This window comes from Paenibacillus foliorum (assembly GCF_013141765.1).
Lineage (GTDB): Bacteria > Bacillota > Bacilli > Paenibacillales > NBRC-103111 > Paenibacillus_S > Paenibacillus_S foliorum.
This window is the reverse complement of the sequence record NZ_WHOD01000087.1, coordinates 317,329-328,718: the sequence shown is the minus strand read 5'-3', so window position 1 is coordinate 328,718 and position 11,390 is coordinate 317,329. Positions and strand designations below refer to the sequence as shown.

12 protein-coding genes and 2 pseudogenes are annotated in these 11,390 nt (G+C 43.9%); 1 reads left to right on the top strand and 13 read right to left on the bottom strand.

Features of this window, described 5'->3' with window-relative positions; translation table 11 throughout:
- Positions 1-218, top strand: a 218-nt coding sequence (locus tag GC093_RS35545) for a hypothetical protein (protein ID WP_216624778.1), incomplete at its 5' end; no start/stop codon positions are given.
- Here GC093_RS35545 and GC093_RS23900 read toward each other — a convergent pair.
- The 13 genes and pseudogenes from GC093_RS23900 to GC093_RS23840 all read right to left on the bottom strand — a co-directional run bounded on the left by GC093_RS23900 (position 181) and on the right by GC093_RS23840 (position 11,310).
- Positions 181-1,014, bottom strand: a complete 834-nt coding sequence (locus GC093_RS23900; protein ID WP_312886600.1) for a carbohydrate ABC transporter permease — start codon at positions 1,012-1,014, stop codon at positions 181-183. The two genes, GC093_RS35545 and GC093_RS23900, sit on opposite strands and share 38 nt — an antisense overlap.
- A complete protein-coding gene (locus GC093_RS23895) occupies positions 1,011-1,886 on the bottom strand; it encodes a carbohydrate ABC transporter permease (RefSeq protein ID WP_171654405.1) in 876 nt (291 codons plus the stop codon). The genes GC093_RS23900 and GC093_RS23895 overlap by 4 nt, the downstream gene beginning before the upstream one ends.
- A gap of 95 nt (positions 1,887-1,981) precedes the next feature.
- Positions 1,982-3,295: an ABC transporter substrate-binding protein gene (locus GC093_RS23890; RefSeq protein ID WP_171654404.1), complete on the bottom strand. Its 1,314-nt coding sequence runs from the start codon at positions 3,293-3,295 to the stop codon at positions 1,982-1,984.
- A 102-nt stretch (positions 3,296-3,397) separates the two neighbouring features.
- Complete coding sequence (locus GC093_RS23885; RefSeq protein ID WP_171654403.1) at positions 3,398-4,966, bottom strand: response regulator transcription factor; 1,569 nt, start codon at positions 4,964-4,966, stop codon at positions 3,398-3,400.
- Between the two features lie 2 nt (positions 4,967-4,968).
- Positions 4,969-6,735: a sensor histidine kinase gene (locus tag GC093_RS23880; RefSeq protein ID WP_171654402.1), complete on the bottom strand. Its 1,767-nt coding sequence runs from the start codon at positions 6,733-6,735 to the stop codon at positions 4,969-4,971.
- 305 nt (positions 6,736-7,040) lie between these two features.
- Positions 7,041-7,313 (bottom strand): annotated as a pseudogene (locus GC093_RS36110) (CPCC family cysteine-rich protein); the annotation flags it as partial.
- 119 nt (positions 7,314-7,432) lie between these two features.
- A complete protein-coding gene (locus tag GC093_RS23870; RefSeq protein ID WP_171654401.1) occupies positions 7,433-7,744 on the bottom strand; it encodes a hypothetical protein in 312 nt (103 codons plus the stop codon).
- Between the two features lie 575 nt (positions 7,745-8,319).
- Positions 8,320-8,496, bottom strand: a pseudogene (locus GC093_RS36970) (IS110 family transposase); the annotation flags it as partial.
- A gap of 209 nt (positions 8,497-8,705) precedes the next feature.
- Positions 8,706-8,921 (bottom strand): IS3 family transposase, encoded by a 216-nt coding sequence (locus GC093_RS36965; protein ID WP_376768676.1) that lies wholly within the window; start codon positions 8,919-8,921, stop codon positions 8,706-8,708.
- Positions 8,922-8,996: 75 nt separating this feature from the next.
- Positions 8,997-9,383: a hypothetical protein gene (locus GC093_RS23855; RefSeq protein ID WP_171654399.1), complete on the bottom strand. Its 387-nt coding sequence runs from the start codon at positions 9,381-9,383 to the stop codon at positions 8,997-8,999.
- Between the two features lie 72 nt (positions 9,384-9,455).
- Positions 9,456-9,965 (bottom strand): RNA polymerase sporulation sigma factor SigK, encoded by a 510-nt coding sequence (sigK, locus tag GC093_RS23850; protein WP_171654434.1) that lies wholly within the window; start codon positions 9,963-9,965, stop codon positions 9,456-9,458.
- Between the two features lie 75 nt (positions 9,966-10,040).
- The gene (locus GC093_RS36105; protein ID WP_246315147.1) at positions 10,041-10,166 is read right to left on the bottom strand and encodes a hypothetical protein; all 126 of its coding nucleotides are present in this window, start codon (positions 10,164-10,166) and stop codon (positions 10,041-10,043) included.
- 835 nt (positions 10,167-11,001) lie between these two features.
- The gene (locus GC093_RS23840) at positions 11,002-11,310 is read right to left on the bottom strand and encodes a hypothetical protein (protein ID WP_171654398.1); all 309 of its coding nucleotides are present in this window, start codon (positions 11,308-11,310) and stop codon (positions 11,002-11,004) included.
- Positions 11,311-11,390 lie beyond the last annotated feature (80 nt).

The window sequence follows — 11,390 nt, the reverse complement described above, 5'->3', positions numbered from 1 at the left end:
CAAATTTTTTGATGACTTATCCATTGGAGATCCGGCTGCATACAAATAGATGCCTCCAAACCTCCTTTCAAGGAGGTTTCGGAGGCATTCTTGTACGGCTTGGAATTGACTCTCTCACCTCAACAATCTTGGATTGCGCTTTCCAGCAGCCGAATTCACTGCGGGTGCAAACCGCACTTGCTATCCTTTCACCGCTCCGGCTGTTATGCCTTGGATAATATACCGCTGCATGCACAGGAAGAAAATAATTATCGGTATCACGGCCATCGTCAGCGCAGCCATAGCCAGGTGCCACTCGTTTGTGTACTGCCCGAAATAAACCGATGAAGCAAGCGGAATTGTTTGATTTTTTTTGGAGCTTAATGTAATCAACGGCAGCAAAAAGTCGTTCCATATCCAAAGCGAATTGAGAATCGCAACGGTTGTTGTAATCGGCTTTAGAAGCGGAAGTAAGATGCGGAAATACACGCCAACGGTTCCGCTGCCATCGATCATGGCGGCCTCCTCAAGCTCTCGCGGTATGGATTTGATAAAACCATGAAACAGGAAAAGCGCGAACGGTACGCCAAAGCCCCAGTACATAATTATGATGCCGTACAGTGTATTGATCAGCTTCAGCTCTTGAGCCACCTTCACCAACGGTATCATCATCGTTTGGAATGGGATCACGAGTGAGGACAGAATGGCAAGAAAGATAATCTGGCTAGCGAGACCGGGCCGGCGCACCAATTGGAAGGCGGCCGCAGAGCTGACGAGCAAAATACCGGACACGGCGATCACGGTAATAATAAGCGAGTTCATAAACACGCCAAGAAAGTTGATTTGTTTCCATACAACCGCAAAATTTTCAAACTGAAACACATGAGGCAACGCCAAAGTCGAGGTTGCAACTTCATTGTATGTTTTCAGTCCATTGATAAAAGTGATATAAAGAGGGACAAAGACCAGCAAGGCAAGCAGAATCATAAGGACTTCAATGATAAGTTTACCGATGGAATAACGATCCTGATTCACATCTCCACCTCCCTGCGCTTCATCACAGCCACCTGGATGAGCGTAATGGAAGCCAGCACCAGGAAGAATACGACAGACTTGGCTGCTGCATACGTAAACAGGTTTTTCGTGAATGCATCCAAATAAATATGAAAGGCAAGCGATTCCGTTGTCCCGAATGGTCCGCCTTTGGTCAAAGCGAAATTAAGATCAAATCCTTTAAACCCGCTGGAAATAGCGAGAAACAGATTGATAGTCATCGCAGGACGAATCAACGGCAGAACGACATGCCAAAACCTTTTAATACGCCCGGCTCCATCAATCTCCGCAGCCTCCAGCATATCTTTGGGAACACCTTGTAGGGCGGCCAAATAGATCACCATAAAATATCCGGCGGAATGCCATACCGTAACGAGAACGAGCGACCAGAAGGCTTGTTCGGGCAAGCTGAGCCAGTTTTTTTGGAACAGCAGCCAGCCTGTTGATTTTCCGATCTCACCAAACAGTCGCACGATGATAAACTGCCAAATAAATCCGATAATGACCGAACCGATCACGTATGGCAAGAAAAATATGGTACGGAGCATATTTCGGGTTTTGAGCGACATGTTCAGCACCAGAGCCAGAAAAAGCCCGCACACATTCAAGCATATCGTCGTCGCCAATACATACTTAAAGGTAAAATAAAAAGATTTAAAAAAACCGCTGTCCTGTACGATTTTTTGATAATTTCCCCATCCGGCCCAACGGATATCGTTGCTGATTCCATTCCAATCCTGAAATGAATACATGATCGCCCGCAGGAACGGAACCAGAATAATCACTGCAAAAAAAAGGATTGCCGGAGCCACAAAAGCTGAATATATGAACAATTGTCGAGTTTTCATTTTCATTATGGGCTTCTCCCTTTCCTTTCATGGTGTAGGTTGATAAACATGGTGCACAGCCTCGTTTTGAAAGCCATGCACCGCGTCATCTTCCGGAAAGGTTATTTTTTCACCCGGTCCGTCCAGATTTTTTGAACTTCAGTCAAGGCCTGCTCTTTGTTTAACTGACCGCCCACATAAGCTTGCAGCGGCTTGGCAAACTCTTGATTGGAGCCGGATGGCCACAACGTATGGGCCCATGGGATCGTTTGGTTTTTCTCAACATATCCGCTCAAATCCTGAGCGAGTGGTCCAAGGTCTGGAGACGTTTTCAAATCTGTAAATGCGGGAATGAGCTTGAAGGAATCAACCAAATATTTTTGTCCGTTCGTGTGGAGCCAAGTCAGGAATTTTTTAGCCTCATCCAGATTCTTGGAATTTTTGTTCAGCACATAATATCCCGGTACGCCTACAGGTAATTTCGTGTCAGAAGCATTGTCATTTAGTGGAATAGCGAACATACCGATTTTGAGGTTGGGGTTGATCTTTACAATCGAATCAATGGTCCAGACACCTTGTTGCATCATGGCTGTTTTACCGGTGGAAAATTCCGACACCTGATTGTCGTAGCTAATACCGACCGATTCTGCGCCTTTGCCAAATTTGACCGTCATATCCAGTACATCGAAAAATCCGTTCATGTTAGCTACATTGTTGACTTTAGCTTCGCCTTTGTTGATTTTTTGAATCATGCCTATAGGATCTTTCTCATAGGCGTACGGCAGATTGAACAAGTGCTGGCCGAGTATCCACCATTCCTTATATCCTTCCGAGTAGGATAAAATGTTCGCAGCCTTCAGCTTCTCGTTCACCTGCTTCAGTTGAGCAAGCGTTGTCGGCACCTTATCGATGCCTGCTTTGGCAAACAAATCTTTATTGTAGATAAAGCCGTAGCCTTCAAAAGCAACAGGAAAGCCAAGCTTTTTGCCGTCTACCGTCATTCCCTCTACGGCCGAAGGAGATACCTTGGACATCCACGGTTCGTTCGACAAATCCGCTATTTTATCCGACCAATCCTTGATATCTGTAAACGCCTTGGACATAAAAATATCTGGAGCATCGCCTGAAGCAAATCGGGTTCTTACAATTGTATCGTAATCAGAGGTAGCCCCGCCTTCAATGATGACATTCGGGTTTTGCGCCATGTAATCAGTGGACATCGCTTTAACCTTGTCAGTAATCTCGACTTTAAACTGCAGCAGCTTGAGCGTCACCTTCTGCCCGTTTGCGCCGCCTGTTGCAGGCTGTGTACTCGTTCCGGAGTTGGAACCTGTTTTAGACCCTGAATTACTTTGTGGCTCATCTCCGCCAGCGCAACCGACAAGCGAAGTCAATAGCAGTGCTGCAACGGTTAGCATAGAAAACTTCTTTTTCATAAATCCTCAATCCCCTTATAGTCAATTTTTGGTTCCCTCATCAATTAGTCTATAAGGTTGTCTTACGAAACGGTAGAGATTATTTTCGCCAAAAAAAGGAATCTATGAATCTCGCCGCTGCTTCCGGTATTGCAGGGGAGAAACCCCGGTTTGTTTTTTGAACACCCTGCTGAAATAATTATCATCGGTATAACCCAGAGAACCAGCCATCGTCGATACTGACATATCCGTATGGAGAAGGAGGGACTTGGCTTTTTCCATCCGTAACTCCGTCAAATACGTCATGAGCGTGGTGTTGTACAGCTCCTTAAACTTTTTGGCGATGTATTGTGGGCTGAAGCGAAATCGTTCAGACAGCATCGACAAGGAAAGCTCCTCTTGAAAATGGCGATGTATATAATCGTAAATCGCTTGAATGCCACGGTTGCCGGCATTCCCGTTTCCTTCCTCCTCGATCAGCATCCACCACATCTGGACCAGCTGTTTTTCCCACTCGTCCAAATCACTTATCCATTGCGGCATAAAAGCATCAACTTCTTCGTTGTCCGATTTGTGCAGACGACCTGCCTGTTCCAGCAATAAGTTAGCTTCCATCGTGTAAGCCTGCAACTCCTTCAAGCTAAGCTCACCCCGTTCCCGCAGTGCTTGTGTAAAAGAGTGGATGATGTCCGCAACGTAGGCTTTATTTTCGTTTTTCAAGGCGGATTGCAGCAATATTTGCTGTGCTGTCAGCCGGGGTGCTTCCTTCCCTGATACCACCCGACTGCCAGGATTCAGCAAATTGCATTTCAACAGCGATGTACGGGCCGCGCCGATCGCAGAAGGAAGTGTTTCCACGGATGCTTCCGTCTCACATAAGCCAATAAGCACCTCGAGCCCCAGCGTGCTTCGCCAGGCTTCCTTAACTTTGTCCATACAGCGCCTGTGCTCGCCCGAAGTCAGCCTGATGGTTCCCTCTGCTGCGGTTATCAGCAGCCATTGATCCCCATCCAATCGGCACAAATAGTGGGAATTATACAGCTTTAAGGTTTCATGGGTAATATTGTTGACCGCAAAGACGAAGAGCTCTCCATCTCCAAAAAACCTTCGTTCGATAAGTCCCATACGATTGCGGGGCAGTACCAATGCTACCCTCAACTGTTCCTTGGACAAGCCGATTTTGAAGAACAAACTCCGTATTCCTTCGTGCAGCGCGGTCTCGCCATTGAAATAGGAAGCCAATTTCTGCTCATCCAGCAGTGCGTCCGCCTTGCGTATGCGATATTCGGTTTCCCTGTTCTCACAAAGACTGCTTTCCTTCTGCTGCCATGCTGCAACCGCTCTCATGAGCGCATGCTCCAGATCGCTTTTGCTAAAAGGCTTCAGCAAATAATCCACACCGTTCGCCCGGATCGCCGCTTGCGTATACGAGAAAGCGTCATAACCGCTGACGACAATTACCTGGGTGGACCAGCCTTCCTCACGGAGCAGCCGCAACAGCTCTGTTCCTTCCATATTCGGCATACTCATATCGCAAAAAAGCACTGCCGGATTGTGCAAGCGGATCAATTCAAGCGCTTGCCGCCCATCCTCTGCCGTCAAGCGTTCAGTAATGCCGAACTTATCCCAATCTATAGCTAATTCTATGCCCTCTCTTACATGCTCTTCATCATCAGCAATCAATACTTTCATATTTAATTCGCCTCCTGGTTTAGGCTGTCAATGGGAATTTGGAGAGAGATCACTGTGGCTTCATAAGGGGCGCTTTGAATATCCCAATCGAATCCTGGATCGTAATGAAGACGCAGCCGTGTGAGCACATTAATCAAGCCGATCCCACCATCCTGACCGGTATGGAACTGGTGCTTGGCATACTCCTGCTTGATTCGTTGTACCATCAACGCGTTCATTCCCTTTCCGTTGTCCATCACACGGATACAAAGCTGCTGATCTGTCTCAATCCCGATGTGTATGGTGCCGGAGCCTCGTCCCTTTTCAAAGCCGTGGATAATACTGTTCTCCACCAAGGGTTGCAGGATCATCTTCGGCACATGCATGCTCATTGCTTCGGGTGAACAGGACAACGTGTACGATAGCTTGTTTTTGAACCGTCCCATCTGCAGTGATAAGTAATGCTCGATGTGTTGGATCTCTTTTTGTAGCGGCACGGTCTCCGTCTGCAGATCCATGCTGTAGCGCAGAATAGCTCCCAGCTCGGCTATTTTTTCGCTGACCTCTTCCGAGCCTTGGCGAAGGGCGAGAGTGCCGATGGACTGAAACGTATTGTATAAAAAATGCGGATTGATCTGGGCCTGCAGCATTTTCAAACGGGCGGTGGATAGTTCCAGCCGATTCCGGTACTCCCGATTCATCAAGTCATCCAAATTCCGCACCATTGTTTGAAAACGATGCTCCAGCACACCAAACTCATCCATACGTCCTGTTGAGGGCCCTATCTCAAAGTTTCCGGTTTCCACACGGGCAATGCTCCGAAGAAGCCTTTTTACAGGAGCAATGGTCAAATAGGACAAAATCGCGGCCAGCACGAGCACAAAGACCACAGCAATGAGCTGAATGATTAACGAACGGTTTAGTGTCTGGACAGCGGATTCATTCACAACTGTAAGCGGGACGAATTTAACTATGGTGAGCGGCAAATCCAGATAGTGGTCTCTCACATAAATATAAATCCCGCTGCTGCCTTTCCACTTCCCGCTGATCGAGCCCCTTTCCCCAGGAAGCTCCGGCATTAGACCTTCGCCAGCTCGTTCAGCAGGTACATTTGCCGAGGAATATAGAAGCTTCATATCTTTTTGCATATACAAAAAGACTTGTACGCCTTGATGATGCGCAGGAATGGTTAAAGGACGAATCCTCTTCTCAATTTCACTGAGCCCGGCATAAATCGATACCATCCCCAGCACCTCGGCACGGGGATAATCGACAATCGGTTTATGAAAGGCAAGCGATAGCTCACCTCCGATCTTATTCACTTCATACCATCTGGCATTATCCATAACCTCACTCTCACTTTGAGGTATCGCTGTACTGGGAAGTACCATATTGATTCCAACCCGGGCAATATCCGCGTTCACGATCGATTCCCCGGTCAAAGCGCTCACGTATCGTACTGCGCGAAATTCGGGACGGCTGTTGTAAATATTAACCAGTTGACTGGTTGTAGCCATCATATGGGCAGGAACAATTTCCCGCGATCTCAAATACCGCATTAGTGTCTGATCATAGTAAAAGGCAAGCGATATATGATTCAAATCATTCAAATACTGCTTGATATTGTCCATTCCGCTATCCATCGTGCTCTGATTAAGCTCGATCACCTGACGCTCCATGGATCGCGAGGTGGTTTTGTAAGAAATCATCGCAGACAGCGATAACGGGATGATTACTGAGATGAGCATACCGATCAAGAGTTTGGCAAACAAACTCCTTTTTAGCCACATGTAAAATCGCCCCTGTTCATGATAGCTTTCCATTCCATGACTCCATGCTGTAAATGTCTGCTAATTCATCTTAACATAATTTATGAAAACGGATACACATCTCTTTTTTTCAACATATCGGCAATCCTGTTGTAATCAGAAGTACAAAATCTAATCATTTCTAAATCATTTTCTGTTTGTTTTATGAGTCCTACGATATCGTCAGGTACGGCGACCCAAGATAAATTATGTTCTAATTCAGCGATACTGTACGTACCTTCAATAAACTTACGACATGCTAACTTAAACTCGTACAGATTGTCGTCAATCGACTTCCAATCAGGGTCTTTCTTGTCTTTCTCTGTTGGTTTTCTAACAACGTGGGTTGCCTTTTCCTCGCAAGCACCAAGCCGAATATAATTCTTTTGTGCCTCCACCAATGGTATCGTATTAGCTCCTAAATCATATTCATTCATTTTTTGATAAGGGTCATCTTCCCAAAAACAAATTGGGCAAATGTCATAATCCCCGTCACTGGCTATCTTTTTATAGCCGCAACATGGGCATGTATATTTTTTCACAGTACACCTCAATTGCATTTTTTTTATCATAAAGTTTCGAACCTCTTATTGCACCAACATGCCATTTAGATTAACAGGTTGCCAAGATTTCGGCAGCCTGTTGTAATGGAACTCTCGTTACCCGTTCAACAACGATATCAATTTTTTAAAGTTTCAATTATCCCTCTGGCTATCACTCTATTTGTCGTTAATTCAAATTTCATTCCAGGTTTGATTAAATGATTCGGTGCCTCTTCTTTCTCATAAAAAGCTAAATACAAGTCTGCAGTTGTTTCTCTTTGAGTATTTGGAGTTTTATGGAATTCAATTACTGCACTCCACGAGCCATTTATTAACTCCCTATCTTCTTCAAAGATGATGGGTATTGAGAAGTTTCCAACTGGAATAATACTTTGCCCGCCTTCTTCGGCAGTCAGGAAATATATCTTTACCGTTCCTATTGTCTTCATGATTTTATCAACTCTCCCACCGTATCAACTATGCAAATTTTTCTTGTTATATATGCATTATTTTAACACAATATGGAATTGGATTTATCGAAAAACAGAATATTATTGCTCCGCAAATCTGCCCGTTACTTCCCTCGGTATTAAGGGATTTTCTCACGTTTACTCGCTCATTCGCAGGATTACACCCTCTTGTTAAAAAGGATACAACGGTAAAGTTGTGGTCGTGGCACCACCGAACGGCCATGAAGGCATACGGAAATAAAGGATAAGACTTAATTTCCTCATAATTCCATTTACTGCACGCATTCTCCACAATGCCCTCGGAGGTTCACCCTCCCATATCTCAACGGGTCTATGCCCTTACCTTCCTTCGTTATACCTGTCCAAGGGGTGGAGGCCGATCAAGTTCAATGTACGGGTCAGTGCCCTTAAGTAACGGGTAATCGGTACTCCGTGCTTTCTTTGTAATCCTGCGAATGAACCAACCTACGTAATTTAGATATACTTTAAGCTACTCTGTCATAAATAACGGCTTTGTCAGGATTAAAAGACTCTCCTCGTTGAGCTAAACCAACCAGAATACGTGCTAGTTTACCAATTAATTGAAATTGCTTCGTGTATTCAGAGTAATACCCCCGACTAACAACATCCGCGATGACAAGAGCGTCCTTCGGATCATTTTTGGAAGGAGAATTATCTCTATTCTCCTTGTTTCTCTTAGTCGTAACAGGGTTCACCAGAACAACGCTTAACCTCTCTGAACTACAAACCAAATCCTCCTTTTGGATGGGTGCACATCAATGGCGAATACAAATTCAATTTTAAGCAGAATACGTCTCTCAATTCGTTACGAACGATGAAACACCAGGAATTTGAATGACTGGTGGTCCCCGAACTTTTGGGCTTAGAGTAAGAAAAAACGCTAAGCCGGTCACATCCGAAGGCTTAGCGTTTATTTTCGTTAAAGTGCTGGCAGGACCCCATACTGTCTTAGTAGCCCTGCCTGGATTTTCCTATAACCAGACGTACCCTTACGTTGCGCATAGATGGCCTGAATTCGTTCCTTTACCTGCGTATTTGGGTTATTCGTATACCTGTAATAACTGCTTCTTGAGACGCCTAGAAGCTCACACAATTTTACAATGGGATATTGTTGTGAGATTTTACAAACCCTCATATTGTTCATAATCGTAGGTTTGGCCACTTATTAATAAGTAACGCAGCTAATTAGTTCGACACTTCTAGCTAATATTTATAGATGGCTGTCTTCTTGTTTGTTCTCATTTTTAAGCCATATTCCTTCTAACTCCTCAACTTTCCATTCCAGCTGCTTTATGTATTCTAAAAGTTGGGCTTGTGTTCTCATGGTAACAAACCCAGGTATACTTTCATTTTCTAACTTCATTATCTTTTCGAAAAAATCACTTTTTTTACTAACAGGCTTGCAGCGAGAGTTTCTAAAAGATAGTAGAGTCTTTAAGAAAAGCTCCCAGTTTTCAAGTCTATTGTGTAAAAGTAAGATTGTATAGTAGTGATCACAGTTGTTAGTAAACGGATAGTCAACATATTTTTTGTTATATTCTATTGAAGCTCTCAGTGAATTTATCTTGTTCTCAACAACTCCAATAAGCTCGTCCACTTCAGTTACCTTCCTTTTTGTAGTATTCTAAAAAGCCTGCCATAAAAGCAGACTTTTTAGCCAATTATTCTGTTATCGCTTCACCTTATAAAATTCATGATACAACTTCATCAAAGCCCGCTTCTCAATCCGGGATACATAACTGCGCGAAATCCCTAGCTCCTTTGCAATCTCCCTCTGCGTCCGTTCCTCTCCACCTGCTTCAAGCCCGAAGCGCCCAACGACTACCTCTCGCTCTCGCTCATCTAAAATATCCAAATTTCTGTATATTTTTGATTTCTCTATCTTAAGTTGCACTTTATCTACAACGTCATCGGCCTCTGTACCAAGAATGTCGATCAATGTAATCTCATTTCCCTCCTTATCTGTACCAATAGGGTCATGAAGGGAAACATCCTTACGTGTCTTTTTTAAAGAACGAAGATGCATAAGAATTTCATTCTCTATACATCTTGCAGCAAAAGTGGCGAGCTTGGTACCTTTGTCTGGGGAAAACGATTCAATGGCTTTTATTAGCCCAATCGTTCCAATTGAAATGAGATCCTCCAGATCTTCTCCCGTGTTGTCGAATTTTTTGACGATATGAACACGAAACGAAGTAAATTACATTACATTCAAATTATTAACAACCTGGTTGTCATTGCCTTATGCCAACTCCTAATTATCCATCGAATATTTATTCAAAAAGGCGTTGCGGAACTTTCCTTCTGGATCACAATGAAGGAGCAGTTGCTGGAAGTCTGGCAGCTTCTCATAATGCGGCTTCAACTGAGTAGGCTGCATGGTAAACAACTTCCCCCCAGTGCGGATGAGCCTGCAAAGGCGCAAGTTGTCTTTTCGATAATCGCCAGCACTTGTTTGCATCTGCGAAGTTATCAAGAAAATGGTTCGTCATATTAAAAACATCCATTAGATAATTTGTTGCAGCGAATTTCGATCTTTTTATTACTTGAAAAATTACAGAAAACGAACGTAACCTTTATGGGATAAATGCTAGAGATATCAGGCTATTTTCAATAGAACAACTTACTGAAAAGGGGTAAAATCAATCTGGAACTTTTTTAAGCAAAAATGCAGCAAACTAGCCTTACTCTTTACTGGATGGATAAAAACGATTTATTCGTTCCCCCCTGCTTATTTATCCACCGTTCGCACATGAAGAGTGATTTTTTTGTATTATGGATGGGAGAGTGAGCAAAAAGAAACCCCAAGAGAAGTTTTTGTTCTACTTGGGGTTCTAAAATATTATTGATCTCTGATATTAATAAAACTTTCGTATAACCCACCCACATATTTTAAAAACTACGAAACTGAAAATAATAAAGAAGAGCACACAAATGATTGCCATTCCCCATTCTCTTTCTCCAATATACATTCGATACGCTTGTATACCTATAATATTAGATAAAACTAAAACTGCTTACCGAAATAATTGTAGATATATTTCCAACTATTTCTCCCCTTATTTTGTTTTTTTCCATTCTGCCCCTGCCCCTGCACCTATAATTTTAGCACCAATATACACCTTCCCCCCAAACCCACTATTTGAATCAGCATGTAATTGAACTCGTCCACCTAGCTTGATGGCAACGACATCACCATGACCGTTGTATCTATACTATCCTGACTTCGCTGTTGTATTGTCCTGCCTCCACAGCAGCTCATTACCCCAAATGTTTCGGGCCTTTACGTTGCCACTCGCATCCAGTTCTTCGATGACTTTCCCATTCAGATACACATACATCGTCAAGTCCCCATTCACATTCTTCGTGGCACGTAACCCATCCCCATAGTAGCTATAGGCAGCCGATGTACCCGCATTATTCGTGAATGTCTTCAGCTCATTTATGGCATTGTAGGTGAAATCCTGCGTACCTTCCGAGAAGTTTTGCCCGTTGACCGACTCCATCGTCAAACGGTTGCCCATTACTAATAACACACCCCCTGTAGTGTTAGCGGATTTGGGAATATTTTTAAGCTCCGGGCCAGATAATCGGGTCGACTTAT